Genomic DNA, 22,443 nt, shown 5'->3' with positions numbered 1-22,443 from the left:
AAAACCTACAGTAACTATATCTTAGCTGCCTTGATAACGCATTTAGCCATTTGATCGAAATAGTTACAGGTCTTTTGGGTTGGCTCAATATATTTTCTGCGGCCATCACTAGAATCGAGAACTATTTTTACCATGCCTTTTTTCTTTAATTGTTTTAAGCGACCATGTAAGGTTGCTTGTGAGGCAATCTCTTTTAAAGAAATAGCATCGGCAATTAAAATGGGTTGATCTTTATTCCAGCGCAATGCCAACGCACTTAGCACCTCACGTTCAATTAAGTCAAGACTGGGAGCTGCAGGCGTTGCTTCAATGCTCTTAGTTAAGTTTAGGTATCGAAGATAGGCTACGCTTGATTTCATAGTAAGTAATAATCCAAAGTTGTTGTTAAGGTATTGCACTATAGCATTATCTTGCTATTTTTTCTGCGTGCGCCATTCAAAGTTGTCTAACAAATGTCATCTAAGAATTATTATTTTTAATATTTTTGGTAGATATGGAAAATAGAATCATTTTTGCCCGCCTCAAATCGTGATTCAAAGCAATTGCTTCTCTAATTAACCCTATTGCAATCATTAGTATTTTTTTCAAGATCCTGCCAGAGGATTAAGCCCAATGCGGAAGGTAATGTATTGGGAAAAATTGCTCCAAAGAGCACGCGATCAGTAGCCCCTCCCAGTCGAGGATAATATTTTTACGTCAGCAACAGAGTTAGCAAACTACACATAACCCTAGTATGTATTTCTGCTTAAAAAATATTTTGAGAATTTTAGGTAATTTCCACTTTATTACTAAATTCATCACAAGATAGTATTTAATTTAATAAGCACAATAAATAGACTATAGTACACGCATGGCTTTACAAACAACCCACCCCTCTTCAGGTCCGGTCGGCGATACCGAGCTGGTAAGCCTGAGCTATGTGAGTGAACTGAAACAGCCCCTCGAAACTCTTGAATTAATGCAATTAGTCGACCTGGCTATTGCGCGAAATAGCAGTCTCAATATTACGGGCGTTTTATCTTGCGAGGGAAATCGCTTTTGTCAAATTATTGAAGGGCCAGCTGCTGCAATTGAGACGCTATGGAGTTCAATTAAAAATGACCAACGTCATTACAATATTTTTACTTTAGGTACTAAAAAAATTAAGCAACGCGCTTTTGCAAATTGGTCGATGCGTTTAATCGATAGTAAAAAAATGGCGACATTCAACCCTAAATTAAAAAATGGCGACTAAATTGATTTGGGGTGGCTGACGGGACTCGAACCCGCGACAACAGGAATCACAATCCTGGACTCTACCAGCTGAGCTACAGCCACCATCGTAGAAATCAAATTATAGGGCAGTTTCTAGGTCAAAGGCAGCCCAATCGCCAAGCTCAAGGCTAGCCTCAAGGAAAAAGTCGGCAATGGCGGCTTTACTCTGTACCCGCGCTAGCGCATGATGATCTGATAAACGCTGTCGCCAATATCGTGAGCCTGCTCTGCCGTGTGCCAAGCCAATAATATGGCGGGTTATTGCCCCCAAATAAAAGGGTTTATTTGCCTCATTGCACCAGTCAAACCAAGCTTGAGATTGGCGCACTAAACCGATTTGAATGCGGTGCCACTCGGTTTCGCAAAGTAAATATCCGGCAGCCTCCCCATTGCTCTCAAGTAAATCATCCCAACCCAATAACATAGCGGGAAAGTGATAGGCGGAGCGCCCCACCATAAAACCATCAAAGTCTTGCCAATGCCCAGCGATTTGTGCATTATTTTCAAGCCCCCCATTTAGTAAAACCTTGAGCGCTGGAAAATGTGTTTGGGCATCGCGCCGCAGTTGCGCTGCTACCGCGTAATGTAGTGGCGGTTTGGTGCGATTTTCTTTAGGCGATAAGCCTTTTAATACAGCATTGCGCGCATGAATCGTCACTTGCTGAGCCCCCGCATCAGCCACGGCCAAAATGAAGTTCAAGGCAAATTGATAATCATTTGGCGAGGTAGAGGCATCCATTTGATTTAAACCTAAGCGCTGCTTTACCGAAATGGGTAAATGTGTAGCCTGGCTCATGGCCCGAACACATTGAGCCACTAATTCAGGTTCGGCCATTAAGCACGCGCCAAACGAGCCCCGCTGGACTCGCTCTGAAGGGCAACCACAATTCAAATCAATTTCACTATAGCCCCACTGCTCGGCCAAGACTGCGCACCGAGCTAAATCATCTGGCTCGCTACCGCCCAATTGCAAAACGAGGGGGTGTTCTGTAGCAGAATAGTCAAGATGGCGCGGAATATCGCCATACAATAAAGCACCCGTTGTGATCATTTCAGAATACAGCACTGCTTTTTTTGAAAGTTGACGATGAAATGATCGACAATGTCGATCAGTCCAGTCCATCATCGGGGCAACCGCTAAGCGTTTACTCGCGGGAGGCTTTCTTACGCTCATGCTCTTTAAGATACCGTTTACGTACCCGCACACTTTTGGGAGTCACCTCTACTAACTCATCATCACTAATAAACTCAACTGCATATTCCAAAGTTAAATCAATTGGGGTAACGAGGCGCACGGCCTCATCAGTTCCTGATGAGCGCACGTTGGTTAATTGCTTGCCCTTAATGGGGTTGACCACAATGTCGTTATCGCGACTATGAATACCAATTACCATACCCTCATATACAGGGCTACCATGGCTAACAAACATCCGCCCACGATCTTGTAGTTTCCAAATTGCATATGCCACAGCCTCACCATCATCTTGGCTAATTAATACCCCATTATGACGCTCGCCTAGAATGCCATCTTTAGCAGGATAGTAGGCATCAAAGGTATGACTCAGCAAGCCATTGCCGCGGGTCATTGTCATGAAATCGCCTTGAAAGCCAATCAGGCCACGTGCGGGAATGCGGTACTCTAAGCGGGTGCGGCCTTTACCATCGCTTACCATGTCGAGTAATTCACCTTTACGCTTTCCCAACTCTTCCATGACGCTGCCCTGAGTCGCATCTTCAACGTCAACGGTTAGGTTTTCAAAGGGCTCCATTTTTACGCCATTTTCTTCGTGAAAGACAACACGCGGGCGAGAAACGGCCATTTCAAAGCCTTCGCGGCGCATGGTTTCAACCAAAATCGTCAAATGCAATTCCCCGCGACCTGAAACTTCGAACACCGTGTCGTCATCGGTTTCCCGGACCCGTAAAGCCATATTCGATTTTAATTCGCGATCTAAGCGCTCACGAATTTGGCGACTCGTCACAAACTTGCCTTCGCGACCCGCTAATGGGCTGGTATTTACCATAAAGTTCATAGTTAAAGTAGGCTCATCAATTTTTAGCATCGGCAATGGGTCCGGGGTATCTGGTGAGCAAATCGTCGTACCAATGGCTAACTCATCAATGCCGTTAACTAAAGCAATATCGCCAGCAATCGCTTCATCCACAACCTCGCGCTCAAGCCCCTTAAATTTCAGCACCTGATTTACTTTGCCCTTAAATGGCAAGCCATCTGGGCCATTCATGCAAATGACCTCCATACCTGGCTTAACACGGCCACGATTAACCCGACCAATACCAATCTTGCCAACATAGCTGTTGTAATCAATTGACGAAATTTGAAATTGCAAGGCGCCGTCGGGATCATCATCGCGCACTGGCACATGCTCTAATACGGCATCAAATAAAGGGCGCATGTCGCCCGAGCGTACATCCTCAGTAAGACCAGCGTAGCCATTTAAACCCGAAGCAAAGATTACTGGAAAGTCGAGTTGCTCTTCAGTGGCGCCCAACTTGTCAAACAACTCAAATGTGGCATTAATTACATAATCGCAACGGGCGCCAGGGCGGTCGACTTTATTTACGACCACGATTGGCTTTAATCCTAGTGCCAGCGCTTTCTTGGTCACAAAGCGGGTTTGTGGCATGGGGCCCTCAACCGCATCGACTAACAACAACACGCCATCCACCATCGAGAGCACGCGCTCTACTTCGCCGCCAAAGTCTGCATGGCCTGGCGTATCGACAATATTAATATGCGTACCATCGTATTCAACTGCACAATTCTTCGACAAAATCGTAATACCACGCTCTCTTTCAAGATCGTTCGAGTCCATCACCCGTTCAGTCATTTTTTCATTGCTACGGAAAGTGCCAGACTGACGCAGCAGTTGATCTACTAAAGTAGTTTTACCGTGGTCAACGTGAGCGATGATGGCGATATTACGAAGGGCGCGTTTGGTCATGTAATGCTTCTATCTAAGGAAAGGGAAATAAATTAAGAAACTTGGGAAATCAGGCGTCGTGGATGAAGGACGCCAGAGCGCCAATCAGCAGTGCCAATAAAATTATGGGGCGCAGAAGTAGCACGATAAATGCGCACTAAAACATCGGCCCAAGGGATGGCATGGCTTAGTGCTAACGGGACGCGCTGGCCAAGACCGAGACGTTTTGCCTGAAACTCATCGACCGTTAATTGTGGCAAGGTTTGTAACAAAGCGTCAATGGGAAGTAAGTCAACTCCTTTTTCAGCTCCTTTGGTTTGCAAGGCATCTAAAGTAATCGATTGTTGTAACGATAAATGACCCACAGCGGTGCGACGTAAGCCGACTAAATGCGCCCCGCAACCCAACATCGCGCCAAGATCTTCAGCCAAAACGCGAATATACGTACCCTTACTACAACTTACTTCTAGAGTCGCTTCAGGCCATTGAATTGCAAGCCAGCGAATGGAATGAATGGTAATATCGCGCGCAGTGCGCTCTAATTCAACCCCAGCGCGAGCATACTCATACAAAGGCTTGCCATCCCGCTTAAGCGCAGAATACATGGGCGGAACTTGTAAAATAGGTCCAGTAAAGCGGGGCAAAAGCGCCTCTAAAGCCGCTTGCAAAGCTGCCGCATCAGCAAATTCCGGTAAGACTTGCTGTTCAATAATGTCGCCTTCCGCATCGCCCGTGCTGGTACGAATACCAAAACGAATTTGGGCGATATAGGTTTTATCGGCATCTAATAAATCTTGTGAATATTTAGTCGCCTCTCCCAGACAAATCGGTAAGAGTCCGGTAGCCATTGGATCGAGGGTGCCCGTGTGGCCGGCTTTCTCAGCCTGCAAAGCACGCTTCACCGCAGTGACCGCGCCTTGGGAGCTAAGACCCACAGGCTTATCTAGCAATACCACTCCATCAACCCGTTGTGACATAAGAATCTCGGTCTTCGCTTAGTCTTTAGTCTCGCCAGCTTGATCACTTTGCACAGCTTGATCAATTAAGCGCGACATCTCAATACCACGCTCAACGGAAGTGTCGTGCACAAAATGCAAAGTAGGAATAGTGTGAATATGCAGGCGTTTAAATAAGATGGAATGCAAGTAGCCAGCTTTTTCTTGCAAGGCGGCTAAAGCATGATCGGGCTCAGCACCTAATACAGTAAAAAAAACTTTGGCATGGGCTAAATCGGGTGATAACTCAACTCCTTGCAAGGTAATTAAACCCAAAGATTTATCACGCAGTTCACGGGGAATCAGCTCAGCCAAATCACGTTGAATTTGGTCGGCTAATCGTTCATTGCGATGCGGGCTCGTTTTATGCATAGTATTGGCTGGAACTTAAAGTGTTCTAGCGACTTCAGTGACTTCAAAAACTTCGAGTTGATCACCCTCTTGAATATCATTTTGGTTTTTGAGTGACAGGCCACATTCAAAGCCGCCTTTGACTTCTTTCACGTCATCTTTAAAACGTTTAAGCGAATCTAATTCACCAGTCCAGGTAACGACGTTATCGCGCAGTAAACGGACTTTTGAATTGCGTTTAATTACGCCCTCTAAAACCATGCACCCTGCAATCGACCCAACCTTAGAAACGGTGAAGACTTGGCGAATTTCTACTAAACCGGTTATTTCCTCTTTCTTATCAGGTGTGAGCATGCCGCCTAAAGCCAATTTAACTTCATCGACTGCGTCATAAATAATGTTGTGATAACGAATATCAACACCATTGTTTTCGGCCAATTTACGCGCTAAGGCATCGGCGCGAGAATTAAAGCCAATGATGACGGCTTTCGAAGCTACCGCTAAGTTCACATCGGTTTCAGTAATGCCGCCTACACCTGCGTGCACAATTTGCACTTTTACTTCAGGGGTAGACAACTTTTGCAATGATTGTGATAAAGCCTCTTGTGATCCTTGAACGTCAGCCTTAATAATAATGGGCAAGAGCTTAGCCTCAATTGCGCCTTCACCCATATTTTCCATTAAGGTTTCTAACTTAACCGCTTGGGCTTTAGCTAACTTCACATCGCGGAACTTGCCTTGACGGAACAAAGCAATTTCGCGCGCTTTGCGCTCATCAGGAACAACTTGGACCGCTTCTCCAGCATCGGGAACTTCTGACAAGCCTTGAATTTCGACTGGAATCGATGGGCCGGCCTCATTACAAGGCTTCCCGTTTTCATCTAACATGGCGCGCACGCGGCCAAACGATGAACCTGCTAACAACATATCGCCGCGACGTAAGGTACCCGATTGCACCAAAATTGTCGCTACCGGGCCTTTACCTTTATCTAAACGTGCTTCAATGACTAAGCCTTTGGCTGGCGCATCACGTGGTGCTTTGAGTTCGAGCACTTCAGCTTGCAGTAATACGTTTTCAAGCAAGGCATCGATACCTTCACCCGTTTTGGCAGATACCTGAATAAAAGGTGAGTCGCCGCCATACTCTTCGGGAACCACTTCTTCAGCAACCAATTCGGTTTTCACCCGATCAGGGTTTGAGTCGGGCTTATCAATTTTATTAATCGCGACGACTAAAGTCACTCCAGCAGCGCGAGCATGGTGAATCGCTTCTTTGGTTTGCGGCATCACACCGTCATCAGCTGCAACTACCAGAATAACAATATCCGTGGCCTTGGCGCCACGGGCGCGCATCGCTGTAAAAGCTTCGTGACCAGGGGTATCAAGGAAAGTAATGACGCCACGGGGCGTATCAACGTGGTAAGCACCAATGTGTTGGGTTATGCCGCCTGCTTCGCCAGAAGCTACCTTTGCTAAACGAATTTTATCGAGCAGTGAAGTCTTGCCATGATCAACGTGACCCATTACCGTTACTACTGGAGGGCGAGGTAATAATTCAGCATCTTGCCCAGTAATACCTAAATCGAGATCAGGATCATCGAGCTTTGAGGCAATTGCTTTATGACCCATTTCTTCAACCAAAATCATCGCTGTATCTTGATCAAGCACTTGGTTAATGGTAACCATTTGACCCATACCCATCAACAGCTTAATTACTTCCGCACTCTTCACTGCCATACTATGTGCCAACTCTGCAACCGTGACGGTTTCTGGAACGTGCACATCGCGCACGATAGGCTCAGTGGGCGCTTGAAAATTCGTTTCGGGATTGCTCTCAGCAGCTGGAGTTGCGTGATGTTGCTTCCTGCGACCACCTCCGGAACGCCACCCACCACCAACACCACCCGAACTATCGCCGCGAGTTTTTAAAGTTGTTTTGCGTTTAGCTCCTTCTTCTTGCCAAGTTGAGGAAGTTTCGGCGGATTTAATTAACTTGCCGCCTACTTTAGCTGGCGTTTTTTTCTTGTCGTCCGCACCATCAGCTTTTAGGGGTTTATGTAAAGTGCCTTTTTTATCTTCTTCAGCGGCAATTTCACTGGGGGCTTTTAGTACGCGAGCTGGGGTACTCATCATTTCGCGAATGGCTAAAGCCTCGGTTTCGGCAGCCGCACGCCGTGTACGTAAATCGGTCAGCTTTGCTTCGGCCGCATCATGCAATTCTTTGGCAACCTTTTTGGCGGCCTCTAATTTCACTTTAGCAGTGGCAGCCTGTGCACCGGGAGTCGCTTTTTCTTCGGCTTCAAAAGCATCTTTTTGACGCTTTTCTCTTGCCTCTTCTGCCGCCTTCATTTCATTTTCTTGCAAAGCCAAGAGTTCAGCTTGACGAGTTGCTTCAGCGGCGCGTTTTTCTAACTCTTCCTCAGAAAGAATCGATTTTTTATCTCCGCCAGAAGGTGTTGCAGACTTTACGATAGGCTCTTCAACTGCCGCTTTAGCAGCCTCATCACCGCGCTTTACTAAGACTCGCTTTTTGCGCACCTCAACTTGAACGGTACGGGTACGACCAGCAGAATCGGCCTGACGAATTTCGGACGATTCACGCTTAATTAAGGTAATCTTTTTACGATTGCCTGTATCGGCATTACCATGCTCTTTTTGTAAATGCTCTAACAAGACGGTCTTATCCTTTTCAGTGATCTTATCGTCCACTGATTCTTTCGTAATTCCAGCCGCGTTTAATTGCTGCAAGAGCTCAGCTGCCGAGCGTTTGAGCTCTTGAGAGAGTGCTTTTACTGTGGTTGTTGCCATACCCTGCTTCCTCTCATGAAGTAAACCAATGTTCGCGCGCTTTCATGATGAGCGTTTTCGCAGTTTCTTCGTCAATCTGGGTTGCCTCTACCAGTTCATCTACCGCCAGCTCAGCGAGATCATCACGAGTGTGGACATTGTTTTGAGCTAATTTAGCAAGCAACTCTGGCGTAACGCCATCGAGCGACAGTAAATCTTGAGATACTTCGCCCAAGCGTTCTTCTTTAGCAATTTCCATGGTTAATAAAGAATCGCGCGCACGGGTACGAAGCTCATTAATCGTATCTTCATCAAAGGCTTCGATTTCTAACATTTCAGTGAGGGGAACATAAGCCACCTCTTCTAAAGTATTAAAGCCTTCTGCGATCAAAATCTCAGCCACCTCAAGGTCGACGTCGAGTTTATCGATAAACAATTGACGCGTGACAACTGCCTCTTTCTCGGTTTTCTCAGCCGACTCTTCAGGCGTCATGATATTGATTTGCCAAGCTGTTAATTCGCTGGCTAAGCGCACGTTTTGGCCGCTACGGCCAATAGCAATGGCGAGGTTCTCTTCGTCAACCACCACATCCATGGCATGGCGCTCTTCGTCAACCACAATAGATGAAACCTGTGCTGGTGCTAATGCGCCAATGACAAATTGGGCCGGGTCTTCGGACCACAAAACAATATCTACCGCCTCACCAGCAACCTCGTTGCGCACCGCAGTCACGCGCGTACCACGTACGCCAACGCAAGTGCCAATTGGGTCAATTCGTTTGTCGTAAGTTACGACCGCAATTTTGGCACGAATACCAGGGTCACGAGCAGCGCCTTTAATTTCCAATAAGCCCTGCTCCATTTCAGGAACTTCGTTTTCAAATAATTTTATTAAAAACTCGGGACAAGTGCGTGAGAGTTCAATTTGCGGGCCCCGTGCCTCACGGTCAACTTTGAGAATATAGGCTCTAACTCGGTCGCCCGAGCGTAAATTTTCTTTTGGAATCATTTGATCGCGACGTAATAAGGCTTCTACTCGACCAGACTCAACAATCAAACCATTTTTATCAGCACGCTTAACTGTGCCCGTCATAACCTTTTCGCCACGCTCGAGATAATCATTCAAAATTTGTTCGCGTTCCGCATCACGAATGCGTTGCAAAATAACTTGTTTGGCAGCTTGCGCACCAATACGCCCAAAAGCCATCGATTCAATTTGCTCTTCAATGAAGTCGCCAACTTCCATTTCAGGAATTTGTTCTTGCGCTTCAAAATGCAGAATTTCTTTATCTGGCTCTTGCAATCCAGCTTCGTTGGGCACAACTAACCAACGACGAAAAGATTCATACTCGCCACTTTCGCGATCAATGGATACGCGAATATCGACACCTTCGTCGTACCGTTTTTTTGTTGCTGATGCTAGCGCTAATTCAAGGGCCTCGAAAACAATTTCGCGATCCACATTCTTTTCGCGCGCTAGCGCATCTGCCAACATGAGAACTTCTCGACTCATGATTTTTTTCCTTTGAAATCAATAACAGGGACTAACCGAGTTTTTTCTACCTCGGCCAATGAAAAAACCAACTCTGATGGCGTACCATCACTTGCTGCAAAAATTAAACCAAATTTGGCATCGGCAGAATTCAATTCACCACTCACCAAACCTTGCAATACCCCTTGGAAATGCTTACGGTTCGCAACCGCTACCCGTAATTTCAAATCGACTTCAAAACCCACAAACCGCATAAAATCAGCGGCTGTTTTTACTGTGCGATCGAGACCTGGCGAGGAAACTTCCAAACGCTCGTACGGAATGTTTTCCACTGGCAGGGTGTAAGTCAATTGATGACTTACCTTTTCGCAATCTTGCACTGAAACTAAACGTTCAAAATCGGGGTTTTCAATCGTGATGCGCAGCAAACCGCGGCCCTCACGCTCAATATCAACGAGCGTATAGCCTAAATTTTCCACCTCGGCAGCAATAACTTGCTGTTCTTTCACGCGATTCCCCAAAAAAAAATGGGCTTCAAAGCCCATATTCTTAAATTCAGAACAGGCCAGCTTACGTTGATCGCAACATCGGCTGGTTACTACAAACAAACTACGAGAGCGAAATTATAGCTGATTTAGGAAAACCTGAGTGAAATCAGAAGCTTTCGCTGGGGGTGCGTGGCTTTCTGGGGCCTTTATGAAAAGGCTTGCGTCCTTTAGGACCGGTTCTTTTAGGGCCATTTCCAGGTGAACCACCGCCTAGTTTGCCTCCTCCCCCAGTACCTGGTGGATTAAAGGCATGCCCATGGTGCACCTTTTTCCCTTTGTATTTACTGCTGCCGTTACTGGCTCCATGGCTATTACCGCCATTACCCGAACGACCTTGATGGGTTAAGCCGCGATGTTGGCTCGCTAACTGTAAGGCCTCTCTTGAACCCCAATAAGAAACTGAGGTTTGCATTGGATCAGGCTGAAAATCAGGGCTATCGACTGAGTTTGCGCCGCCAATGCGGCCGTGGGAACCTTGACCAGCCCCCTGGCGGTGACCTTGCCCAGAACGACCTTTGTCTTGACCGCCCTGTGGCACCTTTAAACCCGCCGCTTTCATTAATTGGGTAACGCCTTCAGGGGGAACCTCCTCCCATTTGCCCCGTCGTAAACGGGGTGGCAAGAGAAAAATACCGTAGCGCGTGCGAAGTAAACGCGACACAGTATGTCCCGTAGCTTCAAACATCCGGCGTACTTCACGATTTTTACCTTCAGTTAAGGCCACGTGATACCAGCGGTTAGCGCCCTCGCCTCCACCAGCAGAAAGGCGTAAAAAGCGAGCCTGCCCATCGTCAAGTTGAATGCCACTTTTCAGCTCAGTTTGTTGCTCATTACTCAGTTCGCCCAAAATGCGCACAGCGTATTCTCGCTCAACCCCATAACGTGGATGCATTAAACGGTTAGCTAGCTCACCGGAAGTGGTAAATAGCAATAAGCCTTCAGTATTAAAGTCTAGGCGCCCAACCGCAATCCAGCGACCCTGTCGGGCTTTAGGCAAGCGGTCAAAAACAGTAGGACGACCCTCAGGATCAGATTGACTCACAATTTCACCAGCGGGCTTGTGATACAAAATAACGCGCGGTGGTTTGGTATGAATTTTGCGATGTACCGGCTTGCCATTAATTCGGACTTGATCGGTAGGGCCCACCCGCTGGCCAATATGCGCCGGCATACTATTGACTGAGACGCGCCCTTGCACAATCAAGTCTTCCATTTCGCGACGGGAGCCCATGCCAACATCAGCTAAAACTTTATGTAATTTAACCGTATCTTCGTCATCCGCATCATCATCTAAACCGTCTAGATCTGACCAGACTTCATCGCGCATGCTTAAGGGCAAATCATCCACATTAGAAAACTGCAGATTACTTAAATCGTTGTTTGCGCTGTCTTCATCCTCAGAATCATCGCTGATATTTAACTCATTACTTTTTATTTCGCTAGCTTGATGTGAAATCGCAGATTCATCCTCATCATTTAATAAGGGCGTAGCCACGGTTTCCAATTCAGGGGCATCTAGAGCAGCATCAAATTCTCCCGATACAACTGCATTAAATAGGGCTGCGCTTTCTGCGGCCAAAGCTGGATCAGCTTTCGCTACCGCATGATTGGGTTTGTGGTTAGACTGATGATTAGGCTGGTGGCCACCTGAGCGATCGCCTTCGCGCTTCGCTTTATCACGAAAATTGCGTGATTTAAATGGATGCTTACTCGGGCGTCGAGGACGAACTGCTGAACTCGTATCACCACCTTCGCTATTTACTGCAGTTGCGCTAGCAGGGGTGGAATCAGCGGGCGCTGCATTCGCGGGTACTGTACTGGTGGGCGCTGATCCTGCTGCGGCGTCGTTGTTATCACTACTCATTGGGGCGGTCTATTGGGTTGGTTTCAATCACATCGGTAACGCTTAACTTCGTTTCAAACTCAATTACCGCTTGCGCCAAAGGCTCCATAGATGGATTAGCGTCTTCTAGCATCGGCAAGCTTTGTAAATTGCTTAAACCAAGATCATTTAAAAATTGTTTGGTCGTCGCGTACAAGCCAGGGCGACCGATCGTCTCTTTATGGCCAATGACCTCAACCCAAGAGCGGTCTTCTAACTGTTTCATCACATTGGTACTGACGGTAACACCACGAATTTCTTCAATCTCACCACGCGTGACGGGTTGACGGTACGCAATAATCGCCAACGTCTCCATGACTGCCCGTGAATATTTAGGGGGCTTCTCCGGCGTGAGGCGATCGAGGTATTCGCGCATCGATAAGCGGCTTTGAAAGCGCCAGCCGGTAGCAATGCGGACTAATTCCATACCACTCTCTTGCCACTCTCCTTGCAGTTCGAGCAAAATAACTTCCAACTCTTTGGCACTCACCTCTTCGACAAATAGACGGGTTAAATCAACCGTGGTGATGGGCTCTTGAGCACAGAGGAGCGCAGTTTCAACAATGCGCTTAGTTTGAATTGCATCCATAAAATTCTGCCATCAGGGTAGCCTGAAAAGCATTTAAAAAGGTAATCTGTTCAGGTTTATTGGGGGTGATTTTCTTTTACTTCGCGCCACATACACAAAATGCGATGCTTGTAGCTATGTGCTCTAAATTCACCAATTGGTGAGTATAAAGGAGGCTTAGAGATTACGGGTGGTTTTCTTAAGGGCCTTAAATTCTTTCATCAGGGCATTGCGCTCTTCATCACTGAAGGAATCGGAGCCATCTAAACGTCGAGCACCATCAAAACGCTTATCCCAATAGACCTCTCGCATATCGTCAACCCGCACACTGGCATTTTTGGCGGGCGAATGTAAAAACTTGTTATCCCCAACATAAATGCCAACGTGAGAAAAGGTTAAACGCATGGTGTTAAAGAATACCAAGTCCCCAGGCTGCAGTTCCTCGCGGGAGACTGGCTTACCCACTCGACTCATTTGGGATGACTTGCGGGGCAGCAAAAAGCTCAACTTATCATTAAAAACATAACTTACGAAGGAGCTAGCGTCAAAGCCAGACTGAGCAAACTCACTACCCCAACGGTAGCGCACACCAATCATTTCCATCGCCTGATTAATGAGATTTTCCGAGTTACCGGTAACCGAACCAACGAGCTTATCTGTGACCCGCGCGAATAGACTTTTACTGCTGTCCTTGCCAGTGTCTTTATACGCGTCTTTCGTCGTCTCGCTAATGGCGTCTTTATTCGCTTCTTTACCGTTATCGGCTAGCGATTGAGCCTGTACCGCGGTCGAAAACACAAAAGCCAAGCAAATTATTCCTGCTAAAGGCTTGAGGCAATTTATAAGCCCTTGATTTGCAAGGGTAATCTGTTCATTTTTCAGTGACATTACTCGATTCTATCAAAAAATAAAGGGGCTGGGGAAGATTAAGTGAGTTCCGCAGCTTTAAACAGATCGCGCGTGTAAGCATGGCGCGGGTTAGCGATGACCATTTCAGTATCCCCCCGCTCGATAACCTTGCCCCCTTTTAGAACCATAATCTCATGCGACATAGCCCGAATCACGGCTAAATCATGGCTAATGATGAGATAAGCCAAATTATATTTGTGCTGCAGTTGGCTGAGCAAGGCCAGAACTTGTTTTTGAATCGTCACATCGAGTGCAGAAGTGGGTTCATCTAACACTAAAATTTGAGGTCGCAAAATTAAGGCTCGCGCTATAGCGATACGCTGGCGCTGACCTCCCGAAAATTCATGGGGATAACGATTTAATACTGAACGATCTAAGCCAACCTCGCGCAAGATATCTACCACCCGGGCCTCACGCTCAGGCGCACTTAATTTTGGAAAATGCACATCAAGACCCTCGGCTACTATTTCCAGCACCGTCATGCGGGGAGATAAAGAGCCAAATGGATCTTGAAAAATCACTTGTAAGTTTGAGCGCATTGCGCGGCGTTGGAGCGCATTTAACTTGCCCCACACTTGCCCCAACACATCCACCTCACCCGAGGTCACGGCACTTGAATCACCTAATAAACCGAGAATAGCCATTCCTAAAGTTGTTTTGCCAGAGCCAGATTCGCCAATCACGCCAATCGTTTGACCTTGCCGTAAGGTCAGACCAACCTGCTTTAAAACCGTATGTTGCGGCGCTTTGGCAAACCAGCCCTTACGCGCAGAGCTGGGATATGAAACGGATAAATCATGCGCTTCTAGCAAAACCGGTGCTAATGGCATCAGTGGTAATAATTCCCGTACAGGTTCGCTATTTACTAAAGCTGCGGTATATGCATTCTCTGGATGCTTAAACACTTGCTCGGTTGGTCCTACTTCCATTAGGCAACCTTGATTCAGTACGGCAACCCGATGCGCAAAGTGGTGCACTAAATTCAGATCATGGGTAATTAATAAAATAGCCATGCCACCATCCGCCTTGGCTTCTTCTTGTAAATCTTTCAACAAATCTAAAATTTGTAATCGCAAGCTCACATCTAAAGCGGTAGTCGGTTCATCGGCGATTAAAAGTCGGGGCTTACAAGCCAGCGCCATCGCAATCATCGCGCGTTGACGCTGCCCACCTGATAACTGATGAGGATAGTCGTAAAAACGCCGCTCGGCTTCTGCAATGCCAGTTTTTTTCAAGAGGCTGATTGCTGCACTAACGCACTGGGCCTTCGAGAGTAGCGGTTGATGAATCAATACCGCTTCTATTACCTGATTGCCAATGGTATATAGCGGATTTAGCGCTGTCATTGGCTCTTGAAAAATCATCGCAATTTCGCGCCCCCGAATCGAGCGAATTTGCTCAATTGGCAAACTTAATAGATTCACTTCGCGGCTGGCATGGGCATCTAACCCAGCATCGCCATGCCACCAAATTTTGCCGCTGACCTTAGCGCCTTCGGGCTCTAATTGCAAAGGTGCTAAAGCAGAAAGGGTTTTACCAGAACCCGACTCGCCCACTAAGGCTACCCGCTCGCCAACGCCAATGGATAAATTAAAGTCGCGGAGGGCAAATTTTTCACGGCGCCCAACACCAAAAGAAATGGACACATTTTCATAGCGCAACAAACTGGTTCGATCTAACTCAGACACCACTCGGTAACCCCGCTAAAGAACCACTTTTCCGCGAATCAAATGCGTCACGTAAAGCCTCGCCCATAAAAGTCAGTAAAAGTAATAGGGCCACTAGCACAATAAAAGTTGAAATTGAAATCCACCAGGCATCTAAATTTCCTTTGCCTTGGGACAGTAATTCACCCAAGCTAGGAGTACCAGGGGGAACACCTAAGCCTAAAAAGTCTAGGCTGGTTAAAGAAAGAATCGCCGCACTCATGCGAAATGGTAGGAAGGTAATAACTGGTGTCAAACTATTTGGCAGAATATGACGCCGCATTATTTGTAAATTGGTGAGCCCAAGGGCCCGCGCAGCACGTACATATTCAAGCGCACGATTACGAAAAAATTCAGCGCGTACATAATCGGAAATCCCCATCCATCCAAAAGCAGCTAATAAAATAATTAATAACCAAATACTCGGATTGAAGATCGAGGCAAAAATGATAAGTAAATATAATTCGGGCATTGCCGACCAAATTTCAATGAGGCGTTGCGACACTAAGTCAAACTTACCGCCAAAAAAACCCATTAAGGAGCCTGTGATAATGCCTACTGAGACACCCACTACCGTTAAAGCAATGCCAAACAAAATGGATAAACGTAAGCCGTAAATTAAACGTGCAAGCACATCGCGACCACGATCATCGGTGCCAAGCCAATTTTCAGCCGAGGGGGCTGCAGGATTTGGTTCGCGGGAAAAATAATTCAGCGTCTCATAGCTATAGGGAATTAGTGGATAGATTGCCCAATTCCCATGCGTCGTGATATTGCGACGAATATCGGGATCTAAAAAATCAGTTGGGGTAGCAAAATCGCCACCAAACACTGTTTCCGCAGGGTTATGGGCAATCGGAAAATAAAACTGGCCTTGATAGCGAACAATCAATGGTTTGTCATTGGCAATGAGTTCTGCACACAAACTTAATCCAAAAAGAATCGTAAAAATCCATAGGCTGGCATAGCCAATACGATTGGCTTTAAAGCGCGCCCAGCGATTCAAGAGCCTCCTCCAGCACCAAACTGAATACGCGGATCAATGAATACATAACAAAGATCAGAAATCAACTTGGTAAATAGCCCAATTAATGTGAAGAGATATAAAGTACCAAACACCACGGGATAGTCACGGCGCATAACTGATTCATAAGATAACAAGCCTAAGCCATCAAGTGAAAATAAGGTTTCGATGAGTAATGAGCCAGCAAAAAAAGCGCCAATAAAAGCCGCTGGGAAACCCGTCACCAATGGTAATAAAGCATTGCGAAATACATGCTTCCACAAAACCTGACGCTCTGTTAAGCCTTTAGCCCTTGCCGTAAGAACGTATTGTTTTCGAATCTCTTCCAAAAAAGAATTTTTGGTCAGCATGGTAATGACCGCAAAACTGCCTAAGACCATGGCCGTAATGGGTAAGACTAAATGCCATAAATAATCTAGAATTTTACTGAGAAGATTTAAATCATTCCAATTGTCAGAAGTAAGTCCTCGCAAAGGAAATATTTGTAAAAAACTGCCCCCACCAAACAAGACTAAGAGTAAAACCCCCAAAACAAATCCTGGAATGGCATAGCCCACCAAAATCAGTAAGCTAGTCACCGCATCAAAACGCGAGCCCTCACGCACTGCCTTCGCAATACCTAGGGGGATCGAGACTAAATAGGTAATAAAAAAAGTCCATAAGCCAATACTGATTGAAACCGGTAGCTTCGTCACAATTAAATCCCAGACCCGTTGGTGTTGGTAATAACTTTCACCCAAATCAAATTGGATAAAGCGTTTTAGCATGGTGAAGTAACGCTCTAGAGGCGGCTTATCAAAGCCATACAAGGCTTTTACTTCCGCTAAACGTTCAGCATCTAAACCTTGACGTCCCCGATAATTACTGCCACCGCCGGATGACTCAGCGCTCACCGCTGCGTCGCCCTTCCCTTTTAACTCCATCATTAATTGCTCAACAGGACCACCAGGCACAAACTGTACAACTACAAAGGTGAGGGTCAAGACCCCCAAAATTGTGGGGATCATTAACAGTAAGCGCTTCAGAATATAGGCCCAGATTTGTCCGCGCATTATTTTTCCTCTCGCCACCAGTTCGATAAAATCCAGCCCTCAGCCATGTAGTACAAAGGCGGCTTGGGAAAGCGCATCTCTTTACGATAGGCGATCCGATGCGTGGGGTTGTACCACTGCGGAATGACGTAATAACTATTCCACAAGACGCGATCGAGAGCACGACTAGCCGTGGTCAGTTGCTCACGAGTTTCGGCTTTTACAATTGCGTCAATGAGTGCATCGACTACTGGTGATTGCACCCCGATGACGTTATCAGAACCCTTTTCTTTGGCCGCATTACTACCAAAACGATCCCATAACTCATTACCAGGGCTTTGCGAATCAGGAAAACGAATGGTGGTCATATCAAAATCATACTCATCCATACGCTTTTGATGCAAAGCAAAGTCGCTAGTGCGAATTTCAACTTTAATGCCGAGCTTCTCTAAATTGCGCACATAAGCTGAGATGACACGCAAAAAGAAGGGGCCATCTTCAACCATCTCAAAGCGAAACTGTTCGCCTTTGGCATTACGTAAGGCCCCATCCCGATAAGTCCAGCCCGCTTGGGCTAACAAATCACGAGCGCTACGTAAGTTTTGTCGCAAACTGCTTGGCGGAGCAGTTGACGGAGCCGCAGGCATCGCACCAAAAACTGCAGGGGGAACCCACTGGGGATAGCGCGCCTGCAAGGGTAGCAATAATTTCATTTCAGCAGCAGTGGGAACCGTTTCGCCAGCAAAATTGGCACTCAAATCACTATTGGTAAAGTAACTATTAATACGACTATATTGATTATAAAAAAGCTGTCGATTAAGCCATTCAAAATCTAAGGCGTAGCCTAAGGCTTGGCGTACTCGTGCATCTTGAAATAGAGGTCGCCGCAAATTCATCGCGAAGCCTTGCATGCCAGCGCCATTAAAATTCGGAAAATCTTTTTTCAATAAAGTGCCATCATTAAACTTCGGCCCGACAAAACTTTTCGCCCAATTCTTGGCGCGATACTCGACTAATGCATCAAACTCTCCAGCTTTAAATGCTTCTAATCGGACGGCATCATCGCTATACAACTTATAGACCACGCGGTCGAAATTAAAGAAACCGATCCGGACATTGACCTTGAAGTTGGGTTGATCAGCCCAGTAGCGGGGGTTACGTTTAAAGATCATGGTCTTACCCGCTTTATATGACTCAATTAAATAGGGTCCGCTTCCCAAGGGGATTTCAAACGCTAACTTATCAAAAGCAGTTATCGAGCCATCAGGTCGCTTGCCCCAGAAGCGTGAAAAAATAGGTAGGGAGCCAACCATAACCGGTAACTCGGTATTGCGATTTTTAAAATCAAACCGAATCTCGCGCTCCGAAATCACGACTGCTTGTTTTACATCGGCATAGACGGTGCGAAATTGGGGGTTAGCTAGCTTGCTCATTAAAGTGTCGTAGCTATGTTTCACATCAGCCGCCAAAATAGGGCTACCATCTGAAAAACTCGCTTGCGGCCGAATTCGGAAAGTAACTGACATTTTGTCTTTGGCCACCGCAATATCTTCGGCAATGAGGCCATAAGCGCTAGATACTTCGTCGGCACTGCCTACTGTCAGCGATTCAAACATCAGTTGCGCTACGCCTGGAGCGGTAACCCCACGCAGCGTAAAAGGATTGAACTTATCAAAACTCGTGCGCCGGTCCGGATTGGGCAAAGTTAAGGTGCCACCCCGTGGCGCTAGGGGGTTGACATAATCAAAGTGGGGAAACCCAGTGGCATACTTAGGGTTACCGTATTGGGCTATTCCCTCACTGGCTAAGGCTTGGGGCACCGGTAGTAATAAAGCGAAGCTAACTGTCAGATAGCTCGCTAGGGTGCGAATTGGGGGTTTAAGACGAAGCATATGCAACAATTGTAGATAGCAAACCACATTTGATGCAAAGGATCTAAGATGGGCTTTCTCGCTGGCAAAAAAATTCTCATTACCGGACTATTGTCAAACCGCTCCATAGCCTATGGCATCGCCACTGCCTGCAGGCGTGAAGGGGCTGAACTCGCCTTCACTTATGTCGGCGAGCGCTTCAAAGATCGAGCCGTTGAATTTGCTAAAGAATTCGAAACTAGCCTCATATTTGACTGCGATGTTAGTAGCGATGATCAAATAAAAGCCTTGTTTGTGGATTTAGGCAAACATTGGCCCCAATTCGATGGGCTAGTTCATGCGATTGGCTTTGCCCCACGCGATGCAATCGCGGGCGAATTTTTAGACGGCTTTACCCGTGAAAATTTTCGTATTGCCCATGACATCTCGGCCTACAGCTTCCCAGCTTTAGCTAAAGAGGCCATGCCTTGGCTTAGCGCTGATGCCTCTTTACTAACCCTGACTTATTTAGGCGCTTTGCGCGCGATTCCGAATTACAACTTAATGGGGCTGGCGAAAGCCTCCTTAGAATCGTCGGTACGTTATTTGGCAAGTTGCTTAGGACCCAAAGGTATTCGCACCAACGGAATTTCAGCTGGTCCAATTAAAACACTTGCTGCTTCTGGTATCAAAGACTTTAGTAAGCTTCTCAATATCGTTGCTAGCTCGGCCCCCTTACGCCGCAATGTCACTATCGATGATGTTGGCAATACGGCAGCCTTTTTACTGTCGAATTTATCGAGCGGTATCACTGGCGAAATTATTTATGTCGATTGTGGTTTTAGTCACACCGCAATCGATTCAGGATCAGTTTGAAGCCAGTCGCACTGCGCGAGGCGCTCAGTTTTTGGCTTAAGCTCGGTTTTATTAGTTTTGGCGGCCCCACTGGGCAAATCGCTATCTTGCATCAAGAAGTCGTTGAAAAACGCCACTGGATATCAGAGCGCCGTTTTTTGCATGCGCTAAATTACTGTATGGTTTTACCGGGGCCCGAAGCCCAGCAACTAGTAACTTATATTGGCTGGTTAATGCATCGCAATCTTGGTGGAATTTTAGCGGGTAGTTTATTCGTGCTGCCATCCTTATTTATTTTAATTGCGCTTTCGTGGGTTTACATCCGCTTTGGGCAAGTACCGATTATTGCGGCGATTTTTTTTGGCATCAAACCCGCCGTTACTGCAATAGTCATTCAGGCAGTTCAGCGCATTGGCTCACGAGCGCTTAAACATCAAGCGCTTTGGTACATTGCAGCAGCCTCCTTCATCGCCATCTTTATTTTCAATTTAGCGTTTCCAATAATTATTATTTTGGCTGCGCTAATCGGCATGTGGGGAGGCAAGCGTTATCCCACTGTGTTTGCCATCACAGGAAGTTCCCATGGCAAAAAATCTGACGGGACAAATGTACCGGCCCTAATTGATGATGACACGCCAATACCCGAACATGCCCGTTTCCATTTAAAAAAATTCATCATGCACTCAGTTGTTGGTCTTGGTCTATGGATTGCCCCGATAGCCTTACTCATTGCACTCTTTGATTGGAAATCACTTTACCCGCAACTGGCTTGGTTTTTTACCAAAGCTGCCCTTCTCACTTTTGGCGGCGCTTATGCTGTACTACCCTATGTTTATCAGGGCGCGGTTGATCAATACCATTGGCTTACTGCAGGGCAAATGATTGACGGACTTGCTTTAGGTGAAACCACGCCTGGACCTTTGATTATGATTGTGGCCTTCGTTGGTTTTTTAGCGGGCTACGCCCAACATCTTTTTGGCAGTATGAATGCCTTTTGGGCTGGTGCCTTTGCTGCGACTGTCGTTACTTGGTTTACTTTTTTACCATCTTTCTTATTTATTTTGCTTGGCGCACCGCTCATCGAATCGACACATGGCAAGCTGAGTTTTACAGCGCCCCTAACTGCAATAACCGCAGCAGTCGTTGGCGTGATTGCCAATCTTGGCCTGTTCTTTGCCTACCACGTCTTCTTTCCCCATGGTTTAGCAGGTACGATTTCTTGGTTCAGTATCCTGATCTTTATTGGCGCAGCCATTGCCCTGTTACGCTATAAAAAAGGGGTCATGCCAGTTCTGGGTTGCGCAGCACTAGCGGGGCTGGCAAGCTTACTATTGCCGTAGCACAATAGCGTATGCGCATCGAACCGAATACCATCAAACACCTGCAAGAGTGGGTTGGCAAAACTGAAGTCGTCCATGATCAAGTTACCGTAGCGCCAATCAATTGCTTGGCTGCCACACTCGATTACCCCGATCTCGTCAATCCCTCTGAGCCTACAGCTTTAGCGTTACCCGAACTATGGCATTGGCTTTATTTTTTGCCGCATGCACGCCAAACAGAAATTGGTCCTGATGGTCATCCCCAACGCGGTGGTTTTTTACCGCCCGTGCCATTGCCACGACGGATGTGGGCAGGTGGGCGCCTCGACTGGCCTAACCCTCTTAACCCATTACGTGTCGGCGATCAAATTGAAAAGGTATCAACTATTGAATCAGTAACGCATAAAGCAGGCCGCAGCGGCGATCTTATATTTGTCTTGGTACGCCATACCATTTCAAATCAAGCGGGTTTAGCTTTAATCGAAGAGCATGATATTGTTTACCGCGATTCGCCTAGCGCTAACGAAAAACCGATCGCTCCTACCCCCGCACCCCAAAATGCGCGCTGGACTAAAACAATTACCCCGACCGATGTGCTTTTGTTTCGTTATTCTGCCCTTACTTTTAATGGCCATCGAATTCATTACGATCGACGCTATGTCACTGAGGTTGAGGGCTACCCTGGCTTAATCGTGCATGGACCCTTAATTGCAACTTTACTAGTTGATTTAGTGCGGCAAAGTATTTCAAATTGCACCCTCAAGCATTTTGAGTTTCGTGCCATCCGACCTAGCTTTGACCTTAACCCATTTACCGTTTGTGCGGTTCCAGATATCACTAGCGATCCTAGTGGTAAAACCATTCAGGTGTGGGCACAAGATCATGAAGGCTGGCTCACCATGCAAGCTACTGCAGTTTTAAATTAAATAT

Annotated in this window: 19 protein-coding genes and 1 tRNA gene; 4 read left to right on the top strand and 16 right to left on the bottom strand. The window is 46.6% G+C overall.

The features are described from left to right. Positions 1 to 14: 14 nt before the first annotated feature. Positions 15 to 359 carry a hypothetical protein gene (locus LZG75_RS09680; RefSeq protein WP_233924306.1) on the bottom strand — a complete coding sequence of 115 codons (345 nt, stop codon included), beginning with the start codon at positions 357 to 359 and terminating at the stop codon, positions 15 to 17. Positions 360 to 850: 491 nt separating this feature from the next. Here LZG75_RS09680 and LZG75_RS09675 point away from each other — a divergent pair, with 491 nt between their 5' ends. After that, positions 851 to 1,234, top strand: a complete 384-nt coding sequence (locus LZG75_RS09675) for a BLUF domain-containing protein (protein ID WP_233937349.1) — start codon at positions 851 to 853, stop codon at positions 1,232 to 1,234. Between the two features lie 7 nt (positions 1,235 to 1,241). Here the strand turns inward: LZG75_RS09675 and LZG75_RS09670 are convergent. The 15 genes from LZG75_RS09670 to LZG75_RS09600 all read right to left on the bottom strand — a co-directional run bounded on the left by LZG75_RS09670 (position 1,242) and on the right by LZG75_RS09600 (position 19,381). Beyond that, positions 1,242 to 1,317 (bottom strand) — tRNA-His (locus tag LZG75_RS09670). Positions 1,318 to 1,333: 16 nt separating this feature from the next. Next, positions 1,334 to 2,428: a tRNA dihydrouridine(20/20a) synthase DusA gene (gene dusA / locus LZG75_RS09665; RefSeq protein ID WP_233937348.1), complete on the bottom strand. Its 1,095-nt coding sequence runs from the start codon at positions 2,426 to 2,428 to the stop codon at positions 1,334 to 1,336. Further along, on the bottom strand, positions 2,400 to 4,217 hold the full coding sequence (gene typA / locus LZG75_RS09660) for a translational GTPase TypA (RefSeq protein ID WP_233924303.1): 1,818 nt from the start codon (positions 4,215 to 4,217) through the stop codon (positions 2,400 to 2,402). The genes dusA and typA overlap by 29 nt, the downstream gene beginning before the upstream one ends. A gap of 32 nt (positions 4,218 to 4,249) precedes the next feature. Beyond that, entirely contained in the window at positions 4,250 to 5,173 is a 924-nt protein-coding gene (truB, locus tag LZG75_RS09655) for a tRNA pseudouridine(55) synthase TruB (RefSeq protein ID WP_233924302.1), read from the bottom strand. Positions 5,174 to 5,191: 18 nt separating this feature from the next. Beyond that, a complete protein-coding gene (rbfA, locus tag LZG75_RS09650; RefSeq protein ID WP_233924301.1) occupies positions 5,192 to 5,563 on the bottom strand; it encodes a 30S ribosome-binding factor RbfA in 372 nt (123 codons plus the stop codon). A 15-nt stretch (positions 5,564 to 5,578) separates the two neighbouring features. After that, positions 5,579 to 8,350, bottom strand: a complete 2,772-nt coding sequence (gene infB, locus LZG75_RS09645; RefSeq protein WP_233937347.1) for a translation initiation factor IF-2 — start codon at positions 8,348 to 8,350, stop codon at positions 5,579 to 5,581. A gap of 13 nt (positions 8,351 to 8,363) precedes the next feature. Continuing rightward, positions 8,364 to 9,842, bottom strand: a complete 1,479-nt coding sequence (gene nusA / locus LZG75_RS09640) for a transcription termination factor NusA (protein ID WP_233924299.1) — start codon at positions 9,840 to 9,842, stop codon at positions 8,364 to 8,366. Further along, positions 9,839 to 10,330, bottom strand: a complete 492-nt coding sequence (gene rimP, locus LZG75_RS09635) for a ribosome maturation factor RimP (protein WP_233924298.1) — start codon at positions 10,328 to 10,330, stop codon at positions 9,839 to 9,841. Before rimP ends, nusA begins: the two co-directional genes overlap by 4 nt. A 145-nt stretch (positions 10,331 to 10,475) precedes the next feature. Next, complete coding sequence (locus LZG75_RS09630) at positions 10,476 to 12,233, bottom strand: pseudouridine synthase (protein ID WP_233937346.1); 1,758 nt, start codon at positions 12,231 to 12,233, stop codon at positions 10,476 to 10,478. Continuing rightward, positions 12,226 to 12,840 carry an SMC-Scp complex subunit ScpB gene (gene scpB / locus LZG75_RS09625; protein WP_370634814.1) on the bottom strand — a complete coding sequence of 205 codons (615 nt, stop codon included), beginning with the start codon at positions 12,838 to 12,840 and terminating at the stop codon, positions 12,226 to 12,228. The genes LZG75_RS09630 and scpB overlap by 8 nt, the downstream gene beginning before the upstream one ends. Before the next feature lie 156 nt (positions 12,841 to 12,996). Beyond that, positions 12,997 to 13,707, bottom strand: coding sequence for a C40 family peptidase (locus tag LZG75_RS09620; RefSeq protein WP_233937343.1), 711 nt, complete (start codon positions 13,705 to 13,707; stop codon positions 12,997 to 12,999). A 38-nt stretch (positions 13,708 to 13,745) separates the two neighbouring features. After that, on the bottom strand, positions 13,746 to 15,416 hold the full coding sequence (locus LZG75_RS09615) for a dipeptide ABC transporter ATP-binding protein (RefSeq protein WP_233937341.1): 1,671 nt from the start codon (positions 15,414 to 15,416) through the stop codon (positions 13,746 to 13,748). Then, positions 15,409 to 16,440, bottom strand: a complete 1,032-nt coding sequence (locus tag LZG75_RS09610) for an ABC transporter permease (RefSeq protein ID WP_233937338.1) — start codon at positions 16,438 to 16,440, stop codon at positions 15,409 to 15,411. Before LZG75_RS09610 ends, LZG75_RS09615 begins: the two co-directional genes overlap by 8 nt. Beyond that, on the bottom strand, positions 16,437 to 17,498 hold the full coding sequence (locus LZG75_RS09605; RefSeq protein WP_233924383.1) for a microcin C ABC transporter permease YejB: 1,062 nt from the start codon (positions 17,496 to 17,498) through the stop codon (positions 16,437 to 16,439). Before LZG75_RS09605 ends, LZG75_RS09610 begins: the two co-directional genes overlap by 4 nt. 11 nt (positions 17,499 to 17,509) lie before the next feature. Continuing rightward, positions 17,510 to 19,381: an extracellular solute-binding protein gene (locus LZG75_RS09600; RefSeq protein WP_233924293.1), complete on the bottom strand. Its 1,872-nt coding sequence runs from the start codon at positions 19,379 to 19,381 to the stop codon at positions 17,510 to 17,512. Between the two features lie 48 nt (positions 19,382 to 19,429). On the opposite strand from LZG75_RS09600, the gene fabI reads away from it, so the two are divergent. From fabI to LZG75_RS09585, 3 genes are read left to right on the top strand one after another with little or no spacing between them, the layout of a single operon-like run. Next, positions 19,430 to 20,215, top strand: coding sequence for an enoyl-ACP reductase FabI (gene fabI / locus LZG75_RS09595; RefSeq protein ID WP_233924292.1), 786 nt, complete (start codon positions 19,430 to 19,432; stop codon positions 20,213 to 20,215). After that, entirely contained in the window at positions 20,212 to 21,534 is a 1,323-nt protein-coding gene (gene chrA, locus LZG75_RS09590; protein WP_233937336.1) for a chromate efflux transporter, read from the top strand. Before fabI ends, chrA begins: the two co-directional genes overlap by 4 nt. 11 nt (positions 21,535 to 21,545) lie before the next feature. Beyond that, positions 21,546 to 22,439 (top strand): MaoC family dehydratase N-terminal domain-containing protein, encoded by an 894-nt coding sequence (locus LZG75_RS09585; RefSeq protein ID WP_233937335.1) that lies wholly within the window; start codon positions 21,546 to 21,548, stop codon positions 22,437 to 22,439. Positions 22,440 to 22,443: the final 4 nt, after the last annotated feature.

The sequence above is a fragment of the Polynucleobacter sp. IMCC30063 genome (assembly GCF_021395235.1).
In the GTDB taxonomy this organism is placed as follows: Bacteria; Pseudomonadota; Gammaproteobacteria; order Burkholderiales; family Burkholderiaceae; genus Polynucleobacter.
This window is presented reverse-complemented; position numbering and strand designations above follow the sequence as displayed.

Excerpts from the sequence above, each read along its gene's own strand:
- dusA (WP_233937348.1), bottom strand. The coding sequence starts at position 2,428 with ATGAGCGTAAGAAAGCCTCCCGCGAGTAAACGCTTAGCGGTTGCCCCG.
- LZG75_RS09585 (WP_233937335.1), top strand. The coding sequence starts at position 21,546 with ATGCGCATCGAACCGAATACCATCAAACACCTGCAAGAGTGGGTTGGC.
- rbfA (WP_233924301.1), bottom strand. The coding sequence starts at position 5,563 with ATGCATAAAACGAGCCCGCATCGCAATGAACGATTAGCCGACCAAATT.
- LZG75_RS09600 (WP_233924293.1), bottom strand. The coding sequence starts at position 19,381 with ATGCTTCGTCTTAAACCCCCAATTCGCACCCTAGCGAGCTATCTGACA.
- scpB (WP_370634814.1), bottom strand. The coding sequence starts at position 12,840 with ATGGATGCAATTCAAACTAAGCGCATTGTTGAAACTGCGCTCCTCTGT.
- nusA (WP_233924299.1), bottom strand. The coding sequence starts at position 9,842 with ATGAGTCGAGAAGTTCTCATGTTGGCAGATGCGCTAGCGCGCGAAAAG.
- LZG75_RS09675 (WP_233937349.1), top strand. The coding sequence starts at position 851 with ATGGCTTTACAAACAACCCACCCCTCTTCAGGTCCGGTCGGCGATACC.
- LZG75_RS09630 (WP_233937346.1), bottom strand. The coding sequence starts at position 12,233 with ATGAGTAGTGATAACAACGACGCCGCAGCAGGATCAGCGCCCACCAGT.
- truB (WP_233924302.1), bottom strand. The coding sequence starts at position 5,173 with ATGTCACAACGGGTTGATGGAGTGGTATTGCTAGATAAGCCTGTGGGT.
- fabI (WP_233924292.1), top strand. The coding sequence starts at position 19,430 with ATGGGCTTTCTCGCTGGCAAAAAAATTCTCATTACCGGACTATTGTCA.
- typA (WP_233924303.1), bottom strand. The coding sequence starts at position 4,217 with ATGACCAAACGCGCCCTTCGTAATATCGCCATCATCGCTCACGTTGAC.
- infB (WP_233937347.1), bottom strand. The coding sequence starts at position 8,350 with ATGGCAACAACCACAGTAAAAGCACTCTCTCAAGAGCTCAAACGCTCG.
- LZG75_RS09680 (WP_233924306.1), bottom strand. The coding sequence starts at position 359 with ATGAAATCAAGCGTAGCCTATCTTCGATACCTAAACTTAACTAAGAGC.
- LZG75_RS09620 (WP_233937343.1), bottom strand. The coding sequence starts at position 13,707 with ATGTCACTGAAAAATGAACAGATTACCCTTGCAAATCAAGGGCTTATA.